At 55.6% G+C, this 24,186-nt stretch carries 22 protein-coding genes and 2 pseudogenes; 13 read left to right on the plus strand and 11 right to left on the minus strand.

All coding sequences use genetic code 11. The features are described 5' to 3' along the window. Nucleotides 1-37 precede the first annotated feature (37 nt). Nucleotides 38-731, minus strand: a pseudogene (locus EL257_RS17540) (hypothetical protein). A gap of 238 nt (nt 732-969) precedes the next feature. On the opposite strand from EL257_RS17540, the gene EL257_RS17545 reads away from it, so the two are divergent. From EL257_RS17545 to EL257_RS17555, 3 genes are all read left to right on the plus strand, one after another. Further along, nucleotides 970-2,121, plus strand: coding sequence for an MFS transporter (locus tag EL257_RS17545; protein ID WP_126364747.1), 1,152 nt, complete (start codon nt 970-972; stop codon nt 2,119-2,121). Between the two features lie 253 nt (nt 2,122-2,374). Next, nucleotides 2,375-3,493, plus strand: coding sequence for an HlyD family secretion protein (locus EL257_RS17550; protein WP_126364749.1), 1,119 nt, complete (start codon nt 2,375-2,377; stop codon nt 3,491-3,493). Then, nucleotides 3,490-5,082, plus strand: a complete 1,593-nt coding sequence (locus tag EL257_RS17555) for a DHA2 family efflux MFS transporter permease subunit (protein ID WP_126364751.1) — start codon at nt 3,490-3,492, stop codon at nt 5,080-5,082. The genes EL257_RS17550 and EL257_RS17555 overlap by 4 nt, the downstream gene beginning before the upstream one ends. A 115-nt stretch (nt 5,083-5,197) precedes the next feature. On the opposite strand, the gene EL257_RS17560 is transcribed toward EL257_RS17555, so the two are convergent. Continuing rightward, nucleotides 5,198-5,638, minus strand: a complete 441-nt coding sequence (locus tag EL257_RS17560) for a carboxymuconolactone decarboxylase family protein (RefSeq protein WP_126364753.1) — start codon at nt 5,636-5,638, stop codon at nt 5,198-5,200. Nucleotides 5,639-5,849: 211 nt separating this feature from the next. Between EL257_RS17560 and EL257_RS17565 the strand changes: the two genes are divergently transcribed. Together EL257_RS17565 and EL257_RS17570 are read left to right on the plus strand one after the other, a co-directional pair. Beyond that, nucleotides 5,850-6,212 (plus strand): hypothetical protein, encoded by a 363-nt coding sequence (locus tag EL257_RS17565; protein WP_126364755.1) that lies wholly within the window; start codon nt 5,850-5,852, stop codon nt 6,210-6,212. Between the two features lie 79 nt (nt 6,213-6,291). Continuing rightward, nucleotides 6,292-6,663 carry a hypothetical protein gene (locus EL257_RS17570; RefSeq protein ID WP_126364757.1) on the plus strand — a complete coding sequence of 124 codons (372 nt, stop codon included), beginning with the start codon at nt 6,292-6,294 and terminating at the stop codon, nt 6,661-6,663. Between the two features lie 97 nt (nt 6,664-6,760). On the opposite strand, the gene EL257_RS17575 is transcribed toward EL257_RS17570, so the two are convergent. Then, entirely contained in the window at nt 6,761-8,329 is a 1,569-nt protein-coding gene (locus tag EL257_RS17575) for a sensor domain-containing diguanylate cyclase (RefSeq protein ID WP_126364759.1), read from the minus strand. Nucleotides 8,330-8,460: 131 nt separating this feature from the next. Between EL257_RS17575 and EL257_RS17580 the strand changes: the two genes are divergently transcribed. The 6 genes from EL257_RS17580 to EL257_RS17605 all read left to right on the plus strand — a co-directional run bounded on the left by EL257_RS17580 (nt 8,461) and on the right by EL257_RS17605 (nt 13,565). Further along, a complete protein-coding gene (locus tag EL257_RS17580) occupies nt 8,461-8,685 on the plus strand; it encodes a hypothetical protein (RefSeq protein WP_126364761.1) in 225 nt (74 codons plus the stop codon). An 81-nt stretch (nt 8,686-8,766) separates the two neighbouring features. Then, a complete protein-coding gene (locus EL257_RS17585) occupies nt 8,767-9,237 on the plus strand; it encodes a hypothetical protein (protein ID WP_126364763.1) in 471 nt (156 codons plus the stop codon). A 75-nt stretch (nt 9,238-9,312) separates the two neighbouring features. Beyond that, nucleotides 9,313-10,092, plus strand: a complete 780-nt coding sequence (locus tag EL257_RS17590) for a transporter substrate-binding domain-containing protein (protein ID WP_172604495.1) — start codon at nt 9,313-9,315, stop codon at nt 10,090-10,092. A gap of 715 nt (nt 10,093-10,807) precedes the next feature. Continuing rightward, nucleotides 10,808-11,755 (plus strand): hypothetical protein, encoded by a 948-nt coding sequence (locus tag EL257_RS17595; protein ID WP_126364767.1) that lies wholly within the window; start codon nt 10,808-10,810, stop codon nt 11,753-11,755. A gap of 365 nt (nt 11,756-12,120) precedes the next feature. Next, on the plus strand, nt 12,121-12,414 hold the full coding sequence (locus EL257_RS17600) for a plasmid mobilization protein (RefSeq protein ID WP_126364769.1): 294 nt from the start codon (nt 12,121-12,123) through the stop codon (nt 12,412-12,414). Next, entirely contained in the window at nt 12,411-13,565 is a 1,155-nt protein-coding gene (locus EL257_RS17605) for a relaxase/mobilization nuclease domain-containing protein (protein WP_126364771.1), read from the plus strand. The genes EL257_RS17600 and EL257_RS17605 overlap by 4 nt, the downstream gene beginning before the upstream one ends. 649 nt (nt 13,566-14,214) lie before the next feature. Here EL257_RS17605 and EL257_RS17615 read toward each other — a convergent pair. The 7 genes from EL257_RS17615 to EL257_RS17645 all read right to left on the minus strand — a co-directional run bounded on the left by EL257_RS17615 (nt 14,215) and on the right by EL257_RS17645 (nt 20,344). Continuing rightward, nucleotides 14,215-14,781, minus strand: coding sequence for a hypothetical protein (locus tag EL257_RS17615; RefSeq protein ID WP_126364773.1), 567 nt, complete (start codon nt 14,779-14,781; stop codon nt 14,215-14,217). An 85-nt stretch (nt 14,782-14,866) separates the two neighbouring features. Beyond that, entirely contained in the window at nt 14,867-15,370 is a 504-nt protein-coding gene (locus EL257_RS17620; protein ID WP_232013028.1) for a hypothetical protein, read from the minus strand. A gap of 275 nt (nt 15,371-15,645) precedes the next feature. Then, nucleotides 15,646-15,864 carry a hypothetical protein gene (locus EL257_RS28060; protein ID WP_126364775.1) on the minus strand — a complete coding sequence of 73 codons (219 nt, stop codon included), beginning with the start codon at nt 15,862-15,864 and terminating at the stop codon, nt 15,646-15,648. Between the two features lie 476 nt (nt 15,865-16,340). After that, entirely contained in the window at nt 16,341-17,837 is a 1,497-nt protein-coding gene (locus EL257_RS17630; RefSeq protein ID WP_232013114.1) for a 3'-5' exonuclease, read from the minus strand. Between the two features lie 75 nt (nt 17,838-17,912). Continuing rightward, a protein-coding gene (locus EL257_RS17635; protein ID WP_126364779.1) for an IS3 family transposase occupies nt 17,913-19,075 on the minus strand; the annotation gives its coding sequence in 2 pieces (ribosomal slippage) (nt 17,913-18,823 and nt 18,823-19,075; 1,164 coding nt in all). Continuing rightward, entirely contained in the window at nt 19,044-19,529 is a 486-nt protein-coding gene (locus EL257_RS17640) for a VOC family protein (protein ID WP_126364780.1), read from the minus strand. The genes EL257_RS17635 and EL257_RS17640 overlap by 32 nt, the downstream gene beginning before the upstream one ends. 74 nt (nt 19,530-19,603) lie before the next feature. Then, entirely contained in the window at nt 19,604-20,344 is a 741-nt protein-coding gene (locus EL257_RS17645; protein WP_126364782.1) for an SDR family NAD(P)-dependent oxidoreductase, read from the minus strand. Nucleotides 20,345-20,499: 155 nt separating this feature from the next. On the opposite strand from EL257_RS17645, the gene EL257_RS17650 reads away from it, so the two are divergent. Further along, nucleotides 20,500-21,099, plus strand: a complete 600-nt coding sequence (locus EL257_RS17650; RefSeq protein ID WP_126364784.1) for a TetR/AcrR family transcriptional regulator — start codon at nt 20,500-20,502, stop codon at nt 21,097-21,099. 717 nt (nt 21,100-21,816) lie between these two features. Here EL257_RS17650 and EL257_RS17655 read toward each other — a convergent pair. Then, on the minus strand, nt 21,817-22,191 hold the full coding sequence (locus EL257_RS17655) for a histone-like nucleoid-structuring protein, MvaT/MvaU family (RefSeq protein ID WP_126364786.1): 375 nt from the start codon (nt 22,189-22,191) through the stop codon (nt 21,817-21,819). Between the two features lie 1,270 nt (nt 22,192-23,461). On the opposite strand from EL257_RS17655, the pseudogene EL257_RS28465 reads away from it, so the two are divergent. Beyond that, nucleotides 23,462-24,172, plus strand: a pseudogene (locus EL257_RS28465) (MauE/DoxX family redox-associated membrane protein). The last annotated feature ends 14 nt before the right edge of the window (nt 24,173-24,186 follow it).

Genomic DNA, 24,186 nt, shown 5'->3' on the forward strand with positions numbered 1-24,186 from the left:
GTGGGAGCCTGGCTTGCCAGCGATGGCGGGGTTGAATTCAGCCGATCAATTGCGCCGTGCCAAACAGCCTGACCCGCACCAGTTCTCCGTCATCCGTCTCCAGCAAAATCGGCGCCGTGCCGCCGGGCATGAGCACTTGCACCTCACCCGCCACGACCCAACCCGCTCGCCACGCCGCACAGGCCACCGCACTGGCGCTGGTGCCGGATGAAGCCGTCGGCCCTTCGCCACGTTCAAAGACTCGCGCAACGACGCGCTGCGCTGACTGAAGTACCGCCCATTGTAGATTGACGCCCGTCGGGCAGGTTCTCCGGCGCCCGACGGCATGGCGTAGGCGATTTCTGTCAGGCCTTCGCACGGTGGTGATTCGCGCATTTGTTCGTTGCCCGGCAAAGCTGCCGCGTCAGCGAGCAGCGTCACGGAGAGAAACTCGTCAGGCCGTTGCCACTGCGCTCGGCAAGGGAGCCGTCGGTGTTGACGATCAGCACATCGAACGGTGGCGAGGTCTGGAACGGGCCGATCAGCAGGCCGTCGCTGCGGTGGGATTTGCTGTTCGGTGGACGCTGGCCATCAGGCCAGTCGCAGCAGAGCTTGATGGCCGCCTCGCTCCAAGACTGGCGGGAGGACGCAAATTCGGCAGCGCTGGCAGGCAAATCAATGCCCGCCTCGCGCAAGGCTTGCGGCCGAACCACACCATAAACATTGCCCCGCGCGTCATATAACTGCGTCATCACTCATAATCTTTGCAACCGAAAAAAACCACTGTAAACCGCAATCCACTGTAGGAGCTGCGGCACGCTGCGATCTTTTGACTCTGATCCTGAAAACACAGATCAAAAGATCGCAGCGTGCCGCAGCTCCTACAGGAGAAGGTAGGATGTCGCCAGTACTTCCTCGAATGACTGGCGATCGAACCTCAACGCCGAATCAATGTCCTTCGGGGACGCGAAGTTTTTGCCAAGGATCGATATGACCAGCCTCAACGCCCAAGCCACCTTCGTCCCCGGACGCCTGCAGCAGATGTCCACGCGCATCGCTTTTTTCATCGCCGGGCTCGGCATTGCCGCGTGGGCGCCGTTGGTGCCATATGCCAAGGCGCGCGCCGGGTTGGATGAAGGTACGTTGGGCCTGTTGCTGTTGTGTCTCGGGGTCGGTTCGATTCTGGCGATGCCGCTGGCGGGGATTCTGGCCACGCGGTTCGGTTGCCGGCGCGTTGCCACGGGCGGCACGCTGCTGATCTGCGCGGCATTGCCTTTGCTGGCAACGGTGTCATCGATACCAGCGCTGATCGCCACGCTGTTCATGTTCGGTGCCGGGCTCGGCACGGTGGACTCGACGGTGAACCTGCAAGCGGTGATCGTCGAACGCGCCAGCGGCAAGAACATGATGTCGGGCTTTCACGGCTTGTTCAGCCTCGGCGGGATTGTCGGCGCGGCGGGCGTCAGCGCCCTGCTCGGCCTCGGATTGACGCCGCTGGCCGCGATGCTGGTGGTGGTCGTGGTGCTAATCGCGGCGCTGTTCAAATGCGTGCCGCACATGTTGCCTTACGGCAGTGAAAGCTCGGGCCCGGCATTCGCCATCCCCCACGGCATCGTGCTGTTTATCGGCGGGATGTGCTTCATCGTATTTCTCACCGAGGGCGCGGCGCTGGACTGGAGTGCAGTGTTCCTGGCGCAGGAGCGAGGTATCGACACGGCGTACGCAGGGTTGGGTTACGCGGCGTTTGCCCTGACCATGACCGCCGGACGTTTGATGGGCGACCGCATCGTGCGGATGGTCGGTGCGACGCGAATCATTTTGTTTGGCGGTCTGTTGGCGGCGGCCGGGCTGTTTCTCGCTACGTTCGCGCCGAGCTGGCAAGCGGCGCTGGTCGGCTATGCGCTGGTTGGCGCTGGCTGCTCGAACATTGTGCCGGTGCTGTACACGGCGGTGGGCAAGCAGACGGTGATGCCGGAAAGCATTGCGGTGCCGGCGATTACCACGCTGGGTTATGCGGGGATTCTGGCGGGGCCGGCGGTGATCGGCTTTGTCGCGCATGCCAGCAGTTTGAGTTTTGCCTTTGGCTTGATGGCGTTGCTGTTAGTGGCCGTGGCCATCGGCGGGAAAGTATTGAAAGTCTGAAGCAAAAGATCGGAGCCTGCGGCAGCTCCTACAGGGAACGCATTCCAATGTAGGAGCTGCCGCAGGCTCGGGCCGCGATCGGACGATCTTTTGATCTTCGGCAAAGAAACACCAGTCACACAACGACTTTGGCGCCTCCACATCCCCGTCTAACCCGCAATCTGACGATTAACCAAAAAAACCAATTGCCACGAAATATTACTAGCGTCATATTACACGCGTAATAACCAGCCCTTCCCCGCAGGTATACGCGATGACCAGCATGCCCATCCCCGAACCCGATCTCACGGTCGTGACCCAGCGCAAACCGTCACTGCTCAAACGCCTGCTCATCCCCGCCACCGGGTTGATCGCGCTGGTTTTCGCTGGGCTGTACGCCGTGCATTGGTGGGGTGCCGGGCGCTTTTTGGAAGAAACCGACGATGCCTATATCGGCGGCGACGTCACGGTGATTGGGCCCAAGGTCTCCGGTTACATTGATGAAGTGCTGGTCAGCGACAACCAGCACGTGAAGGCCGGCGACGTGTTGATCCGGCTCGACGCCCGCGATTACCGGGCCAATCTGGCCAAGGCCGAAGGCGCTGTGGCTGCCGAGCAAGCGCTGCTGGCCAACCTCGACGCCACCGAACAATTGCAACACGCGGTGATCGGCCAGGCCCGCGCCGGCATCGATGCCGCCGCTGCGGAAACCGCGCGTTCGCGCGATGACAACCTGCGCTACAAACGTTTGGTGAGCACCAACGCCGTGTCAGTGGAAAGTGCGCAGCGCGCCGACGCCACCTTCAAAACCGCACACGCTCTCAGTGCCCGCGCCCAGGCCGAACTGCTTGCCGCGCAACGCCAACTGGCGGTCATCGAAACGCAAAAACAACAGGCCCGCGCCGCCCTGCAACAAGCCCGCGCCGAGCGTGACCTGGCACAACTGAACCTCGACTACACCGAACTGCGCGCACCGGTCGACGGCGTGATTGGCAATCGCCGCGCGCGGGTTGGCGCTTACGCGCAGGCCGGCTCGCAGCAATTGTCGGTGGTGCCGGCCAGCGGTTTGTGGGTCGACGCCAATTTCAAGGAAGACCAATTGGCGCGGATGAAGCCCGGCCAGCGCGTCAGCATCCGCGCCGATGTGCTGTCCGGGCAGGAATTCCACGGACGCCTCGACAGCCTCGCCCCTGCGACCGGTTCGCAGTTCAGCGTGTTGCCGCCGGAAAACGCCACCGGCAATTTCACCAAAATCGTCCAGCGCGTGCCGGTGCGCGTCCTTCTTGACCCGGCCGACGGCGTGCTCGGCCATTTGCGTCCGGGACTGTCGGTGACGGCTGAAGTCGACACCCGCGCCGAGCCTGAGGCCGCCGCCGTGGCTGCTGCGCCATGAGCGCTACCCGCGCCGCGCCTGCGCAACCGTTCAACGCAGCGGACATGGCGACCGCGACCAAAGTGTTCGCCTTTGCCACGATGTGCATGGGCATGTTCATCGCCCTGCTGGACATCCAGATCGTCTCGGCGTCGTTGCGCGACATTGGCGGCGGACTGTCCGCCGGCACCGACGAAACGGCCTGGGTGCAGACCAGTTACCTGATCGCCGAAATCATCGTGATTCCGCTGTCCGGATGGCTGTCGCGAGTGTTTTCCACACGCTGGCTGTTCTGCGCTTCGGCGGTCGGTTTCACCTTCGCCAGTTTGCTCTGCGGCATGGCCTGGAACATCCAGAGCATGATCGCATTCCGCGCGCTGCAAGGCTTTCTCGGTGGCTCGATGATTCCGCTGGTGTTCACCACCGCGTTTTTTTTCTTCACCGGCAAACAACGGGTGATTGCCGCCGCCACCATCGGCGCCGTCGCCTCGCTGGCACCGACGATGGGCCCAGTGATCGGCGGTTGGATCACGGACATTTCCTCTTGGCACTGGTTGTTCTACATCAATCTGGTGCCGGGGATTTTTGTCGCGGTGGCCGTGCCGATGCTGGTCAAGATCGACCAACCGGAACTGTCGCTGCTCAAAGGTGCCGATTATCTGAGCATGGTGTTCCTGGCGCTGTTTCTCGGCTGCCTGGAATACACGCTCGAAGAAGGTCCACGCTGGAATTGGTTCAGCGATCAAACCATCCTCACCACCGCGTGGATCAGTGGCTTGGCCGGCCTGGCGTTCATCGGTCGCACGTTGCATGTGGGCAATCCGATCGTCGATCTGCGCGCGCTCAAGGATCGCAACTTCGCGCTCGGCTGCTTCTTTTCGTTTGTCACTGGCATCGGTCTGTTCGCAACGATTTACCTGACGCCGCTGTTCCTCGGCCGGGTGCGCGGCTACAGCGCGCTGGACATTGGTCTGGCGGTTTTCTCCACGGGGGTGTTCCAGATCATGGCGATTCCGCTGTATGCCTTTCTGGCAAACCGCGTGGATTTGCGCTGGATCATGATGTTCGGCCTGGGCTTGTTTGCGCTGTCGATGTGGGAATTCAGCCCGATCACCCATGATTGGGGCGCGGGACAATTGATGTTGCCGCAAGCCTTGCGCGGCATCGCCCAGCAACTGGCGGTGCCACCCGCGGTGACGCTGACCCTGGGTGGGCTGGCGCCCGCCCGCCTGAAGCATGCGTCGGGGCTGTTCAACTTGATGCGCAATCTCGGTGGCGCGATTGGCATTGCCGCGTGCGCGACCATTCTCAATGACCGCACCAACCTGCATTTCACGCGGTTGGCCGAGCACTTGAACAGCAGCAATGAGGCGATGAATCAATGGCTGTCACAAGTCGGCGGCAACCTTGCGACGCTGGGTCAGAGTGGCGATGCAGGCGTCACGGCGAGCCTGCGACAGTTGTGGCTGCTGACTTACCGCGAGGCGCAAACGCAGACTTACGGCGATACGTTTTTGCTGATTGGCGCATGCTTCGTCATCGCCACGGCGATGGTGCCGCTGATGCGCAAAGTGCAACCACCGGCGGCGCCAAGTGCGGACGGGCATTGATGCCACTGTCTGATCGCGCACCTGTAGGAGCTGCCGCAGGCTGCGATCTTTAATTTATTTCAAGACCAAAAGATCGCAGCCTGCGGCAGCTCCTACGGGAGCACGGTGTTGCGGTTTAGGCTTGTGGGATTTTGCGGAAGCCTACGGCCAGACGATTCCAGCTGTTGATGGTGCTGATCGCCACGCTCAGATCAACCATTTCCTTGGGCGAGAACTGCGCCGCAACCACGTCGTAGTCTTCGTCTGGCGCGTGGGTCAGGCTCAGTTGAGTCAACGATTCAGTCCACAACAACGCAGCGCGTTCGCGGTCGCTGAAGAATGGCGCTTCCCGCCAGGCCGTTACTGCGAACAGACGACGTGGGGTTTCGCCACCCTTGATGGCGTCGGCGGTGTGCATGTCGATGCAGAACGCGCAGCCATTGATTTGCGAAGCGCGCAGCTTGACCAGTTCGATCAGGGTTTTTTCCAGCGGCAGTTTGGACACCGCTGTTTCGAGGGCCATCATCGCTTTCAACGCATCAGGGGAAGCAGTGTAGAAATCGGCACGAGGTTGCATGGTGGCTCCGGGTAGCAAGTGAATGTGTGACTACGTTAGTCCTGCGCACCGGTTCGACAAATAGCCAATATTCCAGAAGATCAGGAGGCCACTGGCCGGAAGAAGAAATTTGCTCAGGGCAATTGCCAGCCCCTGATCGGTGCCACTAGAATGCGATCAATTCTTAATTGCACTTCAGGCAATGGATGCCAGAATCGAGTATCAGCCCGTCATGTCGTCCACTCACTCGCCTTCGACTTCGCCAGACGCCCGCTTTTACAGCGCGCATAAACAAACGCTCAGCCGTCGGCAGACCCTTGCCCGTCTCGGCTTGTTGTTCATGGCCGGACCACTTGGCATTACTGCGCAGCATGTGGACTGGAAACCCTGGAACGCCGAGCAACGCCCCGTGGTCGCGATGCAGACCAACAGCGCGATCAGCCCGGCGCAACGGCGGATAACGTCGTTGAACGGTGAAGCATGGGTCAGCCGTACGCGCGATGCCGCGGCGACGCCACAGGGCTGCGGATGTCCCGAGAGTCTTGCCTGCACGACGGCGCCCGCCTGCGTTTGCCAGGCGACCCCTTGCCGCTGACCGCTCGTCAGTCGATGGGCACCAAGGGTTCTGCGCGTCTGACCAATATCAGGTACATCCCCACATCTGGAGACGGATCATGATGACGCGCAAACTCACCTCGTTATTCCTCGCCGGCCTGCTCGCCACGGCTTCAGCGGCCAGCTTCGCCGCCAACGACAGCACCGATGCGACCGGCACCAAATCCGGAGGCGCAAGCAGCTCGACCATGCCGCCGGACAACACGCCGGGCGCACCTTCGGGCGGTAGCGGTGGCGGTTCTGGCGGCACCGGTTCGGGCACTGGCACCGGTTCTGGCATGGGCTCGGGGTCCGGTTCAGGCATGGGCACCGGCACCGGCACTGGAACGGGCACCAACGGCGGCGCCAGTGGTTCGGGTTCGGGCGCTGGCGGCGGCACCGGTGCAGCAGGCGGTGGCACTGGCGGCGCGGGCGGTGGCTCAGGCAGCTGAACGAACAAGAGCCACCCCAGATAACCACGGTGGCTGCCCTGCTTGAACACGCTGTGGGAGCGAGCCTGCTCCCACAGGTTTTATGCCAGTTTGATGATCAGCGGTCGGAGCGCATCAGCTCGGCCAGACCGCTCTCCAGCGACAATACCGCTGCACGGTTGCGACCGGCGTTTTTAGCCTGATACAACGCCGCATCCGCACGCTGGATAAATACTTGCGGATCGTCTTTGCCCGAAGGAATAAACGAATAGCATCCGAGACTCACGGTGAGATATTCCGTCGGCGAGCCGCTGTGGGTGATGTGTTTGTCGATGACGCTGCGGCGGATCTGCCCAGCGATCGCCAGCGCCCCATTGATGTCGGTATCCGGCAGCAATACGGCAAACTCTTCGCCACCGTAACGCACCGCCAGATCGGATTTGCGCTGACAGCAGGCTCTCAACACCTGAGCCACTTGCGCCAGACACTGATCCCCCGCGACATGCCCGTAGGCATCGTTGTAGCGTTTGAAAAAGTCGATATCGAGCATGATCAGACTCACCGGGCTGACCTGCCGCGCACCCCGGGCAAACTCGATTTCCAGCGATCGCTCGAACAACCGCCGATTGGCCAATCCGGTCAGGCTGTCGTGCGTGGCGATCTGCTCCAGCGTGCGCTGCGCCTTGCGCAGATTCTTTTCGATGCGCTCGCCATCGCGCACCTGATGAATGAACACCCAGCCAAACAGCCCGACGCCGAGGATCAGCAACGCAACAATCACGCTGGACTGAAACGCCCGCTCCGACCAGCCCTTGAGAATCGTGTCGCGCGAGGTCGCTGCGGAAACCACCAGCGGATACGACGCCAACTGCCGGTAGCCATACAAACGAGTCGTGCCATCGACCACCGATTCGAGCATCGCGGTGCCGGCAGCGGCGTTGGGCAGCAGCGTCTGATAGATCTCACCTTTGGCCAGCGAAGTGCCGATCCGCGACTCATCGAACGGCCGGCGCGCGAGCAACGTGCCGTCCGTGAGCCCTAGAAACATGATGCCTTGGTCGTCGAGGCTGAAACTTTTGAAGAACTGATCGAAGTACGACATCTTGATGCCGGCCATCAGCACACCCTGAAACTGGCCGGCATGGTCGTTCACACGTTTGGAAATCGGGATGATCCACTCGCCGTTCTCGCGACTGCGAATCGCCGGGCCGATGTGGGCCACCGTCGAGACGTTCTGCTGATGAAATTTGAAATACTCACGATCGGCCACGCCGTCACCGCGCGGCAGATCGGGAAATGACGTGATCACCCATTGCCCGTCACGGTCGAACAGAAACATGCCATGCAATTGGTTGAGTTGCTGCACGCGGCGTGCAAAGGCTTTTTGTAAACGCGGTTTTTGTAGCGCGCCGTAACCGTCGTCCTGAAGCCAGTCGACCAGACTCGTCAACACCAGATCCGCCGCCAGAAACGTGTCTTCAGCCTGCTGCGCCATCGCCCGGGTCAGGTTGCCCGAAGCCATTTGCGCCACCGCCAGATCCTGACGCCGCGACTGCTCCAGTTGCAGATACAACAAGCCGCACAGGCACAAGCACACCGCAACCGTAAACAGCAGCGCCGCTTTGCGAAGAGGCAAACGCTTGAGCGCGCCGGAGGTCTGTTGAGGATCGTGAATAGGGATAGGCAAAAGCGTGTCCTGGGCAGGTACGACAAAGGCCTCTGCTGGAAAACCCTTGTTTCTCAGCCTAGCCCACCGGGATGCATGGGGCAAACCACACCCTCCCGCCTGCTATATCGGCGCGCAATGCGATTGGATGATTGCCGTTCGCCGGATTATTTTCGCTGTCCTCACGCCGTAACCGGCAACGAGCGAATTTCAAACAGTTACAAGCTGATTCCGTGGGTGAATTTCTACCGGCCGTCAGCGCGATCAGCGGCGAAATTGTAAACAGCTTTTTCATCGACCCGCCCTTGGGACGCCTGCGTCCGTGGTTTTCGATCCTGACCAACCAGGCAAACGGCGGTTTCGACACGCTTTCATAGCAAGCGCATGACGCAAGGCAAGGCCGTGCGCGGTTGAACGGTCTACGATTAACAGGCAGACCTCCAACCAAGGGATCCGAAATGAGTAAAGCAGACGAACTCGCCGCCAGACTCAAGCAAACCCGACACGTCCAGGCGGATGCGACACTGGAAATCGATTGCTGGCCGGCGCAGGTCTATGACCTGTACCACCGCATCGAGGCTTGGCTGCAACCGGTCACCGAGGTCGGCCTGAAAATTCGCCGTAACCCGACCCACGTTTGCGAAACCTCGCCCGACGGCGAAAGCCATGATTACGCGATCGATCAACTGGTGATTGAAGCCAATCATCAAACGCTGACATTCGATCCCATCGCACGGTTTACCGAGGATGGCGCCGGTCGGGTGCAGATCAACCCGTCTGCCACGGATACTTATTTGCTGCGCACCGTGGATGAACACGGTGAAAGTCACTGGTGGATGCAGTCGATTGAAACCGGGCAGCAATTGGACGCGATCGCGCTGACGGAAAATAATCTTTTGTCGGCGGTGCAGGAAGGTTTGGGCCTGTAATCATCCCCTGCCAATAGGGATCTGCCTCGAGAACGTGGTTAACTTCTCGATCCGATCCCTGTGAAGCCCGACAACATGACAAAAAACACAATCTTGTTCGGTACATTGTTCGCCCTGACCTTGAACGCTCAGGCCGCAGAACAGACCACCCACCTCGACACCATCCAGCAACAAGGCCAATTGCGCGTCTGCACCACCGGCGACTATAAGCCTTACACCTTCAAACGCACCGACGGCGACTTCGAAGGCATCGACATTGCCATGGCCCGCTCATTGGCGGACAGCCTCGGCGTCAAAGTCGAATGGGTGCAAACCACTTGGAAAACGTTGATGCCGGACATGCAGGCCGGCAAGTGCGACATCGGCATGGGCGGTATTTCGGTGACCCTGGAACGGCAGAAAAAAGCCTACTTCAGCAACACCCTCGACACCGACGGCAAGATCCCGCTAGTGCGTTGCGCCGATGTCAGCAAGTACCAGACTGTCGAGCAAATCAACCAGCCCAACGTGCGTCTGGTCGAACCCGCCGGCGGCACCAACGAAGCCTTCGTCCACGCCTTCCTGCCCAAGGCGCAACTGGCGTTGCACGACAACGTGACAATCTTCCAGCAACTGCTCGACAACAAGGCCGACGTGATGATCACCGACGCCTCGGAAGCGCTGTATCAGCAAAAACTCAAACCGGGCCTGTGCGCGGTGAATCCGCATCAGTACATGCAGTACGGCGAGAAGGCTTACTTGCTGCCGCGTGATGACATCAGCTGGAAACTGTATGTCGATCAGTGGCTGCATTTGAGCAAAGTGACGGGTAAGTATCAGAAGACGTTGAGCGAATGGATTGCGGTGCCGCAGTAAGAAGTAAAGCCGGACTCCGGTTTTGTGGCGAGGGAGCTTGCTCCCGCTGGGGCGCGAAGCGGCCCTATGTCTCTCTTGAAGAGATAGGGCCTGCTGCGCAGTCCAGCGGGAGCAAGCTCCTTCGCCACAGGGTATGGGTCACTTTAATCATAAAACGCTGACGATGAACTCGGCAGTGTGATGGCGACGCGCGATCTTCACCATCCCATTCCTGTTAAACTCCCCACCCTTCGCCCTCCTGATTCAGATTTCAAAATGCCCCTACAACCCACCCCACTGTCCCGCCGCTTCTCCGTCGCCCCGATGATGGATTGGATCGCCAAAGCCTAAATCCATTGGCCATTCCCGTAGTCGTGTGCATCCTGTGTGCAGGTATTGATACCGCCCTCATACCCTGACACCGAAAATATTGGACAGACCGATTGGACTCCACTCTGATCTCTGACCTTCCGATCCTGGCATTACCGACTAGCACTACCTGCCTTTCCATTATTGCCGGGGTGAGCAGCGACCTAAATCCATGGTATGAATAGTGGCACTCTGACCACTCTAGGCATCAGGAAGAAGCCATGCTATTAAACTTAGCACCCTATTTAAGTAGGTCGCACATATCTATGACTTATTGGGAATGGTGCCTTCTATACGCCTCGACTTCAGGATCAGGGTGTGAACCAGCTCTCCAACCAATATTCATATACAGGTATGCAGATACAATATGACTCTAATTATCGCAGGATATGAACACACAAAATCATTTGACTACACGCAATATTCGGATGACAAAAATTCAACATATATCCCTGAGATGGAAGCAGGTGGACTTTTTGTTATTGCTGATAGCGCTATCACGAACCCCGCGAATGGCCGAACGATCCTCAATGGTTTCAGAAAAACGCACATCGTTGAAGTGAAACTATGGAAACCATACTTTATGCCAGACGGATCGTTCAGAGACTACAAAGAGGTCTACGAAACAAACAACACGTTTGTAAGCTTTGCCGGTAGCACTCTGATAGCGCAACACATCATAAATAGCATCACTACTCACCTGCAAAGCCTTAGAATAAGTTTTAAGCGTCACGAGCAAGATCGCTCTATCATCTACACTGTAATCAGACACTGCCAACCGAACCCTCTAAACAGCCCAAATCAGGTGTCATACTGGGACGATGATACATTTCTGAATAAAGATTTCGAGGGTCTGCTCACTGGCGAGTTAATTGCTGACACTATCGAATACTCAATGAATGACGCCTTGAAGTCTGCCTCCAAGTACAAGCTCGACATTGAAGAATTTCAGGCAATGCATACCGAAATCGTGGCGGGCGTATGGTGTCCTGTGCGGAAGCGTCATGAGTTATATGTTTACCGCATGAACAGCAAGCGCGATCAAGATGGTGTTCTAATACCCTATACCGAAAAATCATTAGTACCCACCAATGAAGTAGTCGTATTGGGAATGAGGAAAGAATTTGAGGCAGATGCAAAACTGAGGTTTTCAAACTCTATATCTTCATTCGTTTCGCCCTCAAACACCATGCTAGAGTTTCTGCGAGAAGCAATCCGATCCGTCGAGGCTCAAGGCAAAAAAGGAATTGCGTTTCCGGTATCGACGACAACAATGGATCGCTACAGCACGTCAAAAAGCGTTTATCCGGAATAACCAAAAGAGCCTGTCAACGTCCTCGCACGCACAACTAGCGAAATCGCACTAGCTCAATGTGATTTCGCTAGCCCCTTATGCAAGATAGCACTTTCCGATTGCGAATTCGTTTTAATGTTCCGTGATCTCGCATTACCAGAGAGCGATTTCGCATTCACACCTTGCGAAAGTTTAGGTATACAAACAATTAACTCAAAATAAACAGCAAAAGCACTAGAATCACCCAAAGCTCCTTTTGCATAATAAGTCTAGAGCTTGTATATAGCCAGTTGTGTCTATGTCAGACAATAAGCGACTAGATACTCACACCCCTTCGGGTGTTGCGTTAAGAGGCTCGATAACTAGAATAATAAAGGTGGGTCAAGATGAAAACTATTGAGAGGCAAAACAAAGAATCCCGCATTACTCTGCGCCTGAATAAAACTGAGCTCGACACCCTGAATGCAAAGATGGTTGAAGCTGGCTACAAGTCCGCTGGAGCCTTTATCCGTGACTACGTAGCCAATGGACAAGTGAAGCCCAAAGTCACCCAGGATGTCGTCCAGATCGCTAGGGAGCTCATGAATCTCGCATCGATGATCAACGCCGTCCGCCCTGATTCCGAACTGCTGGAAAAGGTTAAGTACATCGCCCAAGTGAATCTTGGAGGTGTGAAATGATTGGCAAGATCTTTCCCAAGTCTGCAGGGTCTTTCAAGAACCGCATCAGGTACATTTTCGGCTGCACAAAGCACGACCACTCGATCTCCGGAATCCGGACGATCAGCTTCAACACTATGAGCACAGACCCACTGCCAGGCGTGCTGCAGGGCAACGAGTCAGACCTTTCGGAGATGATCCGAGAATTCGACCAGGTTGAGACTCTCAGACGCTTCGCTATCGACTCAGAGAAGGCCATCAAACCCGTCTTTCACGCGATGCTATCCCTGAGGCCCGGAGAGTCCCTGACAACCCCGCAATGGCGTCAGGCGGTCACGAAGTACATGACAGACCTAGGCTTCGATGAGAGCAATCAATACGTCGCCGTGATGCACCAGGATAAGGATCATCAACACGTCCACATCGTCGCGAATCGCATTCGGCTCAACGACGACTTCAGTATGGTCAAAGACAGCAATGAGCGAAGCGTCAGCCTCGATTCAGTTTCCGGCATCGAAGACCGCTTCGGCCTCACCAAAGCACCGAAGCCCAAAGACACATGGGGCGTATCGATCACTCACGCAGAGCTCCAGGCATCGATCAGGGACTGCGACCTCCCACTCAAGCACAAGATGATTGCGAAGATCGCCGGAGCTATCGAAGCCACCAATGCGGTCGACGGCGACATGTTCACGTTCACAAGGTTACTCAGGAAGCAAGGGGTCTACATCAACTTGACGCTCAACGACGAGGGACACCCCAAAGGCATTAGCTTTGAGCTTGACGGCAAACAGATAAGTGGCAGACAGCTCAAGCGCTCAAGACTCACATGGCACAAACTAACTACGCAGGAAGGAATAAGTTATGACCCCGAAACCATTCGTGAACTTCAGAATGAAATTGCTCGCAGAGATAGCGAAGAACAAGAAAGAGCTCGAATCTATTTCTACGAATTCATCGCAGTCAGTGGGCGCAGAAGAAGGCCTATCTACGTCAAGTTCACAGCGCGAGACTATGAAGTCCAGAAGATGATACAAGAGATTCTTGAGTTGCTGGATGCAATATTCGATGCGCTGTTCAAGCCAAAGAAATGCAGGCTGAAGCGCAACTACATTGAGTTTATTTCCGGCACTCCGCTCAACATTCTAGAGGAAGATGAGCTTACGCCTTGAGATACCTCTAGTAGTAATGCATTAACAACCTGGCGTCGAGCAACGCATGATGTGTAAGCTCGGGCGCTTCGACTAGGGATCTGGGCAGCTACCTCACGAAAGACTGGTACGAGCCAGAGAGCGCTGTCGGGGCATTGGCCGAAAACAGTGAAATTTTGATTGAAGGCCAGCAACGCCTTCACAGCCTGGAAGAGTATTCCTAGCTTGGACATTCCTTGCAGCTACCACATACTAGCCTCATCCACTCAGAAGCGAGGCTCTGCAAATGGCATGGTCATTTTGGAAGGACAAACGCCCAGAGTGGGTTCAAGCAGAGGAGCGAGCATTCATCAAGGCTGCGAACCGCTTAAAGACGCTTCAGGTCACGCCTCGCGGTGGCATGAGGATTGACCCCGAAGAACTAAGAGATCAAATCCTTGCCGCACGAGAACTGTACAAAGATTTGGTTGAGAAATAGTGATGCTGGATGTCCTGCCTACGCTGTAGCTAAATCCGGCCCGTGTCGCGAGACACGTGCTGACCTAACGAACAAGGTTCGGCAGGAATTGAATGGTGACGTTTACGACACCGGGCACCTGCGCCACTACTGCCCCCCGCTAGGCCCACAATGGTGAATATCCTATTCACCAGTCATGTACGTCGCAAATCCTTAGGGTTTCCAGGCGCTATATCCTGCCTCGAGCAAGCGTACTCGGGGGTGCTGCTTTGGAAGCTGCTGGCTAACTTCAAGGAGCTTCTCTTGCAACCAGAGTGCATCCTGCGCAGAAAACGAGTAGCCCATCTCTTCAAGTTCTAGTTCGAAGCCACCCTCCTCTATGGTTCGAACAGCAACAAGGGTGCCTGCGCCATGTGTACCCTCAACAAGCTCGGGACTAGCATTCTCAATGTGTAATACCCCCGTAGCGGTGAACTGCCATGCGCCACGCGATAATCGATACTTTCTTTTGAGCGTGCCCTCGTAACGTAGTGCTGCCGTCGCGCTTTCAACATCCGTTTGTTCCGTGATGGCCAGAGCTTCGGAAAGGCAAAAAGCAATATCTGCCGCTACATCAGCGTCGACATCGATCCCTTCGAATTCAAACTCAATACTCGCGCCCCCTCCCTCAATGCCTGCAACGCGGCATTCATAGCGCTCATCGAGCTCCCGACCTCGCCTGCACAGGAAGTGGCGTTTGAAATCTAGTACAACAGCGGGATCTACATTTGATGAGCTCATTGATAATTCCTTCCGTTCTTCTTAAATTCTTTTTCTGTTTGTTCTATCTGTGCAAGCAGATAGCCTCCAACGCATATCTGCTCGATTAGCCAGGACGCATCGTCAAAGCTGAAGGTGTACACCCAGTCCTCGATACCCAAAAATGGAAGGAAAGCTCATCATTGAACCCTACGAACAGCTTGTAGGAATCACGCGTACCGGGATGTCGGAACGATCCAGAGGCACCAAATAGCACACTGTCTGAGTCGGAATCATAGCCGTACAGTCGATCGCATCCGCTCACCGGACTTCTCGATAAAATCAACTGGTAAAAAACCTTACAAAAGTCCAGCTTCAGCGGACGCTCCACCCTCACTTGGTTGGCAGCGAGCCCAGTGCTGGTTTTCAATAAGGTAGCGAGGCTGTCCGCCAGCTCTCCGCATTGTTGAGCTGTGAAGCGATATTCAGAGTCGTCTAAAACGCAAGCCACAACGTTCCCGGTTAACACTACCGAGGCAGAGAACACCCTTTCCTCATCGAGGAAAGCACGACACGTCATCGAACGCTCAGCCTTGAATTGAGTGCTCAACGCAGCGATTTTCTTCACCATCTGTACTTACCTTTTCAGCTAAATACAAAAGTAAACGGTTTGTCGTTGAACGAACTTGAGCGGAAACACAAAATATTTATAACGACGTTATCGCGCAGGCCGGAATGCTCAGAGAGTTGTCTGTGCGCGCCCTTTGGGACGGCTGTCGTGAACCGAGCCGCTCACCGCGTCTCGGCCCGGTGGGCTTCCATCCTCGCGCCTCGGCTTCTCGGCCTGCGCGCTCCGCTTGCCAGTTCGATCTAACTTCAGCATTAGAAGGTTTCGACTTAGAGGCGTCAGTGTGGCCGCCGGCGGAATCCGCCATCACCACGGAGTTGCTCCTCGACGAATTCTATCGACGAGTCCAACTCGTGCTGTATCTCTTCAAAAACTGCGTTTAGTCCAGGATGGCTGCCTGACGCTCGTAGCACAGCCACTAATCGGGAGAGCTCCCGCCCCGTCGCTATAGGCATCTGAACGTTGCAGTAAACAGTGTCCTTGGTGTCTCGAGTCATGGAGCCTCCTGTTTGCTCCCGATGATACGGCAGCCGTTACGCTCCAGCTACGAGAGCTGGAGGCTCCTCGGTGACGCTATTCTTGAACCCGGAGGAATCGAAAGCACCACCAGAAACGAGCCGTGGAGACCGTACGAAATCCCCCGCACTGAGCTCTTTGTTGACCGTAATTCGGTAGAGGCCAATGACAAAGCCACTCTCGGAGGTGAGGTGGTGTTCAAAGTTGTAAATCTCTCGAAACCCGGTGCGATCAACGCTCATCCATCCCCCTTGGTTATCGCAGTGTAATCTGCAGACCTTGCCACCCAGCCAAGTGGCCAATGCTAGAGCCGCACCCAAGCTAGCACACTCGCGGTGACAAAAAGATGCACAACAGGCAGCCCGGCGAAACCATGTGAAAACATTTTGATCGCCCCAGCTCCCGTGTACTCGATAATCTGAAAAGCGAAGAATTCGGCAGCTGGGACGATGTTTACTTACTTCCGAAAATCGCAGAAGTAGGGTTGGCGCTCGTCAATCTTTTCCGACGCTTTCGGGAAGCTCTTCGCACCGCCCTTCGACTCATCTAGGAACCAGTAGCAGTGGAGCTTCGCCCTGGTGATAGCCACATACGCCAGCCTCATCACCTCTTCTCCTTGTGCCAGATCGTAGGCCCTCGCCTCGCCATTCATCTCGAGCTTGGCTAAGGCATACGCTTGATTGCGCCAATCGGACGAGGTCAGTTGCTCACAGTCGCCTAACATGAACACGGCGTCGGCCTCCAACCCCTTGGAGCCATGGTAGGTCAGGAGTCGAATTTGGTCGGGGTGCTTGTCTTCCCTCGCCCGCTGCTTGAGATGACTAATCAGTTGACCCGCTTCTTTCAGCGTACTTCTGGATCGAGACAACACCATAATCTCGTCGCCCTGCTCGTAATGCTGCTCGACCAGATTCACAAGCTGTTCGTCATCCTTGTCCCATAGCTGGACTGGATGATTTAAATCCTTCACATCAGGATGCGCCGCTTCGCCATGCTTACCAGAGATACCGCGCGTGTGCTTCACGATGCTTTCAGCAGCATCGATGACCATCTGCTGAGACCTGAAATTCTGCTGCAGCTTGAGATCCAGAGTTCTAGGGGAGGGAAAGTATTGCTTGAAGTGCTGGAAGAACTTAGGCGAGCTTCCTCTCCATCCGTAGATGCTCTGCCAATCATCTCCAACCGCCATGAGAGATGGAAAGATCAGGCCCTCAGGAGAATGGAATTTTAAACCACGATGCCGAAGCTCTCCCAAGACGCCACGCAGCCAACTAATGGTATTCGCACCACAGTCTTGGAACTCATCCACGAGAGTGACCATCTGAGCGTCCAACACGGCATTTGGAATTCTTTCGAAATTATCTTCCGCATGCTCATTAAACATCGAAAACATCTTGTTAAACGTAAAAACTGGCGGATTCTGATCAGACAGGAAGGCTTCAAATGCCGGCCAGAAAATACCAAGCGCTTCAAAAAACTTTCCCTCAATGGCTTTTTTCTTGAAGTCCATACCTTTGGTGGCGATAGGCACATCCAACCCGAGATTCTCTAAGAAAGAAGCACAGCTGTGAAACGCTTCCATGATCGGGGCTGGTTTGATATCCCCTCCGACCTGATAGCTAAACTTAGGGACACCCGAGACTTTACCTCGCAACGTCTCAAGAGAATGCAACGCATCGGCATAACTGGTGAAGTAGAGAATTCGCTTCGAGAAGAAGAGCTGGAAGAAAATTCTCCGCATGTGGAGTGCCTGGGAAAGCTTGACCAGCTTTTTTCCATCCTTAATTTTGATGATATCTGGCTCATTTGCATCAAGCTCCAGAACTACATAAGCATTCAAGTTTGCAGCATAGCCATGGGCATGGAATGTCTTACCGCAGAGGGTGACCGGTTCAAGTTCCTCACTGATCCCTAGTAGAGGCCAGTGACCGGCCTTCTGCCATAGCGCTTTCACTGCCAAGCAAGCTTCCTTATCTCGATCCGAGCAAGCCTTGATCGCAGAAATGCGTTTAGCGTTCTCTTGTAGTGGTCAACTGATCCCGGACACTGAATTGAGTTTTTCCTCAGCGACCGCAGGCGCTAGCCCTTCGTTGAACTGATGCGGTCGCCGCCAGTTGTATCGCTCCATCAGGAACCGGCCGATATCCTGTTGCGCTAGCGCAGCGCTCATGTAGCCCACCGTCGGTATCCATTCACTTTTTAGGCTGCGAAATAGTCGTTCCATCGGCGCATTATCATGGCAGTTGCCGCGACGACTCATGCTCTGCGTGAAGCGGTATCGCCACAGTCTCTGGCGGAAACTCCGGCTGCCGTATTGACTGCCTTGATCACTGTGAAACAGCACATTTTGAGGCCGGCCACGCTGCTCATAGGCCATGTCCAGCGCTTTGATCACCAGGTCGGCGTCGGGCTTGGCCGAGAACGCCCAGCCCACAACCCGGCGCGCATAAAGATCGATTACCGCCGCTAGATAGTGCCACCGACCTTCGGCCCAAACGTACGTGATGTCACCGCACCAAACCTTGTCGGGGGACGCCACGCTGAACCCTCGATCAAGCACGTTCGGGATATCAGGCCGCTCCACGGTCGCCTTTTTATAGGCATGGGAACCCGGCTGTTTGCTGATCAAGTTCATCTCGCGCATCAACTTGCGTACCTTGAATCGCCCGATTCGCATACCGTCCTCTTTCATCATCAGCATGATGCTCCGGCTGCCCGCAGCGCTTCGGCTTTGCGTAAACAGCTCGTTCACACGGCTGCGCAAAACCACCCGTTCGGCATCCGGATACCGACGTTTCCGGCAGTAGGCGTAGTAGCAAGATCGGGTTACTTCAAATACCGAGCACAACAGATCAATCGGCTCTTGAGCCCGAAGTTGATCGATTAACGCGAACGCTCGTGTTCCTCGGCCATCAAGAGCGCGGTGGCCTTTTTTAAGATCGATTTTTCCCGTTCGAGCCGATTGATACGAGCTTCGAGTTCCTGGATTTTTTGCTGCTCAGGCGTCAGGGCTTTGCTGGTTGGAGTAACACCGCCACGTTCTTGCTGGAGCTGGTTCACCCAACGACGCAAGGCCGACTCAACCAGCCCAAGCGAACGGGCTGCTTCGGTATGGGTGTAGCCTTGGTCGAGCACCAGGCACGCCGCCTCGCGCTTGAACTCAGGGGTAAAGGTACGACGTTGCTTGGTCATCAGACACCTCTCTGTGGCGAGCATTCTCGCCTAAATGGGTGTCCGGTTTCATTAGACCACTACACGCTTCCAGATTCACATCATGAGGCGCCAGCACATAGGCGGCGTAATAACCGGAGTGGTAATTGCGCCTAATACCAGGTGCTCCGTTGTCTTGTCCGCCAGCGGCTATACCTGCTGCATAGAAAGCGTCCACCGCCTCACGACTCGTCGCGATCAACGCAATATGCGCTCCCTGACTTGGAACGGGCGCTTCATGCACCCAAAAGAATGGCTTTCCCCCAGAGCCAAACCCCAACCGTCGAGGCTTGGCGCATGGAGGTTCGTTCGCAATGCTCATCACCAAGGTGATCCCTAGTGGCCTGAGCACTGATTCGTAGAACACCTGAGCGTGAGAGATATCCGAAACACCGATGCCAACATGATCTATTGCCGAACCCGCGAAACTGTTCATGAGATAACTCCGTAAACGCCAATTAATCGGCTGCCACAGCTTGTTGCCGACAGCGCATGGCGGCCCAATACTCGTCAGACTTGGGAGGCGCCACCGTCGGCGAACAGCTCGGTGCCGTTGATGTAACTCGACGCATCGCTTGCCAGGAAGATCGCGGCCTGGCCAATCTCATACGCCTCGCCGATTCGACCGAGCGTGCTCTTTTCGCTGAGGACATCAATCACCTGCTGCGAGTTTTCTCCGAGCACATCGCGCAGGGACTGGGTCTTCACGGGGCCTGGACTAAGCAGGTTGATGCGAACGCCGGAACCTTTGATATCCAAAATCCAACTGCGCACCAGCGCCCTTAGCGCTGCTTTGGAAGCTCCGTAAACGCTTAAACCTGGGCCGGGGTTGATCGAGGCGGTCGATCCGATGATGACAATGCTGCTTCCCTCGCCCATCAACGGCAGCGCACCCTGCACCGTGAAGGTCGTGCCTTTGACGTTGGTCGTGAAAACCTTATCGAAGCCTGCTTCGGTAATTGCCCCCAGAGGCTCTATTGCACCAATCCCGGCGTTGGCAATCAGCACATCGATATGGCCATGAACCGCCTGTACGTGGCTGAACAGCCCGGCAAGGTCGATGGGGTTCGAGATATCGGCGCATACGGCGGACGAGTTCCCACCGAGGCGACTCACGGCTTCATCGAGCTGAGGCTGCCGACGCCCTGTGATGATCAGAGTAGCGCCCTTGAGCGCGAACGCTTCGGCAATGGCGAAGCCGAGGCCTGAAGAGCCTCCGGTGACCAGAACAACCTTGTTTCTAAATTCCATGGGACATGCCTCAGCGAATAAACATGTAGTGAACACTACATAGACGAACATCCATTCACAACCTCTTTTTAGCAATCACTAAATAAATTGTGTGTCGTGATTGATATGGGTTGGAGCGGTCGCTACAGTTGTGGTCTCGCCTGAATGAGACAGCCATGAACGTAAATACCCGCCAGCGCCGCCCCGCTTTCGACCGCGAGCAAGGGATAGCCATTGCTCAGGCGTTGTTTCATCACCGGGGGTACGATGCAGTCAGCCTGTCCGACCTGACGGAGGCCATGAATATCAAGCCCCCGAGCTTCTATGCCGCCTATGGCAGCAAGGCCGAGCTGTTCGAGCGGGCCATGCGTCGCTACGCTGGCGAAAAAGCGTTACCTCTGGACAAGCTGCTAACGCCGGATTTACCACCCGCAGCAGCACTGACGTCGCTGCTTGTAGCTGCCGCGAAGCAGTACGGAGATACCGATTTGCGTGGTTGCCTAGTCACTGAGGGCTTGCGCGCAGATGACCCAGTGGCCCGAAACATGGCCGAGAAGCTGGGCGAAGCCGCAATTCAGACGATCCGCCATTACCTTGACCAGGTTTGTCCAGGAGGCGCGCAAGCGCTGACTGACTACATAGTGATCACTTTGCGTGGGCTCTCGGCTGCGGCATGCAGCGGCATGTCCCGTGAGCGGTTGATAGAGGTCGCGCAAATTGCGGGCAAAGCGATATCTGGAGAGTTAGAGGCAAACGGCACCGCTGCTGACTCTTAAGCAAACCAGCAGTGATTTTACCTCCTGATAATTTTATAGATCCGTGATGATCGTACCCGCGATGCTCTCGGCGAACTCTGGGCTGGGATTTCCCATGTTTAGCCGCGAAATCTACCACCAACCCTGATTACGCGTCTGTTTACGAGTGGAAGTTTTTAGCCCATCTGTCTCGACGCTGGTTTGATGAATCGGGAAGGGATAGCCGCCCTTTTCCCATGGTGATCATCCGCGACTTACCAAGCGCTTACCGATACGCAGAGATAATCTTTTCCTAAAGTGGAGACTATGTATGGCAGACGAAAGCATGGCTGGATCAAGCAAGTGGGAACGCTGCGACGTTGCCTGCAGCAGGTTGAGCTTAACGATTGGCCATTACTCCGAACTGATTCATCGCGAGGAGATCAGTTCAAAGCCGGACACCCTAAAATTAATGCATGGGTGGGGTTGCAGGATGAGCTTTCCGACCGCGCAACGTTGCTTTCTGTGGGTGACCTTGACGCAGTCGAACAAATAAACGTCACCTATTGCCCAACGGTCAGGGCCATTATGAAATGGTAACACCTGAAAAAGTGATTGGCGCATCTGGGCAATTGGTCAGGTGGTCGACACAGAGCAGCCCAACTGATAATACTTTCTGAGGACGAAGCCGGAGCTGCACGATCAGCGCAAATACAAAAGCCGCCCTCAGGCGGCCTTAGCAATCATACAATTTTCAGATCACTTACTAAGCCAGGACTCTACAACGTCAGAGCCATGTTCATTTTTCCAAGCTTTGAGCAGCTTGTGATTTCCACCCTTCGTTTCAACAATCTCGCCGCTATACGGATTCTTGTAGATCTTCAACGAACGCGCCTTCCGGGTGCCCTTCTCCGGAGTTGTCAAAGGAGCCGATTTGCCGCGCTTAGCAGCATTGGGATCCAGCAAGCTGATGACGTCACGCAAGCTGTAGCCGTATTCAGCCAGCAGCGCGCGGAGTTTGCTTTCAAATTGCATCTCGGCTTGAAGGCCGGAATCAGATTTCATGGACTCCAGTTCTGCGAGCTGGGCTGCGAGTTGTTGTTCAAGCTTGCGGTATTCGGCGAGACGAGACATGTTGATTCCTTCGTGATTAAAGCGGTATCTAATAGCCCTCATATTAGGTGATGCGCATAGATTATTCACCGCGCCATATAATCCAGGATGTCCTGAAAAGCGCAGCAGGCAATGCTTCAAGTACATCGTTTCTTCGCATGCCTAGCTGGCTCGGTGGCAATAATGCAGTGTTGCACCTACCACGCTGCGATGTTTGCTAATGTGTTTTCTCCTGCTCCTGCCCCCTAAAGAAACGACGTATTGGTTTCGCCCAGCTGGCGTGCCACATCATCGCTCTGATTCCCCATCTAGTGTCCTCAGATGCGTCCGCCTCTCGTTGTTGAGCACCAGCTGGATTCAAGATTTTCGCAAAGGCTCCTAAACGTCCAGATTCTCATCGCCAGTTACTCCGTCAACGTATGACGGGAATTCCGGGCGTTCTCACAGCCTGCCCTGTCGCAATATCGATATCTGAATTCTGAATCCTCTCTGGCTCATCTAGCTCTGGCATCCGTTTTAGCATATGGCCCCTACTCCAACAACTTCTGCAAGCAGTCACTGGAAACCTCAGCAGCTCTGCGAAAAGTACGTGGTTCGGAATCAAGCCCACACATTCCTGACCCCTCAGGCTTGGCGTTCATCTGGCTTTTGTCCCCTCGTCTCTCGACTAGCGGCATGCAGCGGGCGCTACCGCTGGCGGGCGCATACGCTTGGCAGTTGCTGGTAAAGGACAGAATAATTGAATAGGGTCAAAAGGTTTGGATCCATAGGGGGTAGCGGTGGTGTTGGTCTTTTTGCGCTGCAGTTCGTACGCATCGAAGGTGCTAAGGTTTTCGTCACGGCTTCGGCCGATCGAATTCCTTTCCTTAAAAGGAAATCGGTGTAGATCGAGCCGTCGATGTACAAGACATAAGCATTGATACATTTTCCGTGATTTCGACTTGGTGACCTAATTGAGCGTCGGTGAGACACAATCCTCGCCTCTGAAAGCTTTTAGCTAAAGGGGCCGACGGGTCTCGACGATTGAAATACCTGACGCCCAGCACCCCCTGCTAAAGGTAAAACTGGAATTAGTTTCACCGCGCCCGCCATGGGCAAGAGCTAGCTGACTTTGTAGGCCTGATCAAAGCCCTTTAGGGGAAGGTAATCATCGTGCGCATTATGAGGTAAAAGACTCCGCCTAGGCCCCTCGATGCGGTCGCTAAGTAACAGGTGCATTGGGGTAGTACTGCGGGTGAATCAGCATTAAAGCCGGAGGCCAAGTACGGATAAGCACGCACCGATTTATCGCATGGTCATGAAAGACCATCTCTGCCCTTTTGGGTTGAATGCACGGGATTTGCTGATTAGGGAAGGCTTCGATGTCGACGACAGATGGCTGCGTACTCGTGTACAAACCGATGCGTTCATGAAGGAACAAGGCGTTGAGACGACACCGCAAGTGTTTATCAACGGAACACTATTGGTGGCAATGATGATGTGCGACGCTATCTCGGCAAACCGGTAACCAACCCTGACGCTGTGACCTACCAGCCCGTTATTGCGGTATTTGCAGTTGCCGCGCTCATGGCTTTGGCGGCCCAGTGGGGAACAGTTGACAGTCTGTTTACCTCTTCAGTCATCCAAAGGTTCATCGCCTTCAGTGTGCATCCTTGCCATTCTCAAGCTCCGGAATCTCGAGAGTTTTAGCAACATGTTTCTGGGATACGACTTGCTCGCGCGCCGCGTCGTGCGCTACGCCTATGTTTACCCGTTAGCTTAAGCCCTCGCGGGAGTTCTCATGATCGCCAATGCCCTCACATGGCTGTCGGTGCCTGTCGCTCTGTTCATCGGCAGCGTCGGGGCGTACTCGGTTTTCAAGGCAGTGTATGTTGAAAAAAGAGACCTGAAATGCGCCTGCGTGGGTGGTGATAGCAACGTCCCGCTGGGCTTTATATCGATGACAGAGAATTTGATGATGGTGGGTATGGCGCTTTGGATGGGGGCGTCAAGTTTGTTGTAATGCCTGCACGGAAG

The sequence above is a fragment of the Pseudomonas fluorescens genome, from assembly GCF_900636825.1.
GTDB classification, from domain to species: Bacteria; Pseudomonadota; Gammaproteobacteria; order Pseudomonadales; family Pseudomonadaceae; genus Aquipseudomonas; species Aquipseudomonas fluorescens_BG.

What these genes read in the sequence shown, in the direction of transcription:
- EL257_RS17605 (WP_126364771.1), top strand. Translation starts at nt 12,411, where the DNA reads ATGATTGGCAAGATCTTTCCCAAGTCTGCAGGGTCTTTCAAGAACCGC.
- EL257_RS17640 (WP_126364780.1), bottom strand. Translation starts at nt 19,529, where the DNA reads ATGAACAGTTTCGCGGGTTCGGCAATAGATCATGTTGGCATCGGTGTT.
- EL257_RS17600 (WP_126364769.1), top strand. Translation starts at nt 12,121, where the DNA reads ATGAAAACTATTGAGAGGCAAAACAAAGAATCCCGCATTACTCTGCGC.
- EL257_RS17615 (WP_126364773.1), bottom strand. Translation starts at nt 14,781, where the DNA reads ATGAGCTCATCAAATGTAGATCCCGCTGTTGTACTAGATTTCAAACGC.
- EL257_RS17545 (WP_126364747.1), top strand. Translation starts at nt 970, where the DNA reads ATGACCAGCCTCAACGCCCAAGCCACCTTCGTCCCCGGACGCCTGCAG.
- EL257_RS17595 (WP_126364767.1), top strand. Translation starts at nt 10,808, where the DNA reads ATGACTCTAATTATCGCAGGATATGAACACACAAAATCATTTGACTAC.
- EL257_RS28060 (WP_126364775.1), bottom strand. Translation starts at nt 15,864, where the DNA reads ATGACTCGAGACACCAAGGACACTGTTTACTGCAACGTTCAGATGCCT.
- EL257_RS17585 (WP_126364763.1), top strand. Translation starts at nt 8,767, where the DNA reads ATGAGTAAAGCAGACGAACTCGCCGCCAGACTCAAGCAAACCCGACAC.
- EL257_RS17590 (WP_172604495.1), top strand. Translation starts at nt 9,313, where the DNA reads ATGACAAAAAACACAATCTTGTTCGGTACATTGTTCGCCCTGACCTTG.
- EL257_RS17650 (WP_126364784.1), top strand. Translation starts at nt 20,500, where the DNA reads ATGAACGTAAATACCCGCCAGCGCCGCCCCGCTTTCGACCGCGAGCAA.
- EL257_RS17560 (WP_126364753.1), bottom strand. Translation starts at nt 5,638, where the DNA reads ATGCAACCTCGTGCCGATTTCTACACTGCTTCCCCTGATGCGTTGAAA.
- EL257_RS17645 (WP_126364782.1), bottom strand. Translation starts at nt 20,344, where the DNA reads ATGGAATTTAGAAACAAGGTTGTTCTGGTCACCGGAGGCTCTTCAGGC.
- EL257_RS17620 (WP_232013028.1), bottom strand. Translation starts at nt 15,370, where the DNA reads ATGGTGAAGAAAATCGCTGCGTTGAGCACTCAATTCAAGGCTGAGCGT.
- EL257_RS17570 (WP_126364757.1), top strand. Translation starts at nt 6,292, where the DNA reads ATGATGACGCGCAAACTCACCTCGTTATTCCTCGCCGGCCTGCTCGCC.
- EL257_RS17550 (WP_126364749.1), top strand. Translation starts at nt 2,375, where the DNA reads ATGACCAGCATGCCCATCCCCGAACCCGATCTCACGGTCGTGACCCAG.
- EL257_RS17565 (WP_126364755.1), top strand. Translation starts at nt 5,850, where the DNA reads ATGTCGTCCACTCACTCGCCTTCGACTTCGCCAGACGCCCGCTTTTAC.
- EL257_RS17555 (WP_126364751.1), top strand. Translation starts at nt 3,490, where the DNA reads ATGAGCGCTACCCGCGCCGCGCCTGCGCAACCGTTCAACGCAGCGGAC.
- EL257_RS17655 (WP_126364786.1), bottom strand. Translation starts at nt 22,191, where the DNA reads ATGTCTCGTCTCGCCGAATACCGCAAGCTTGAACAACAACTCGCAGCC.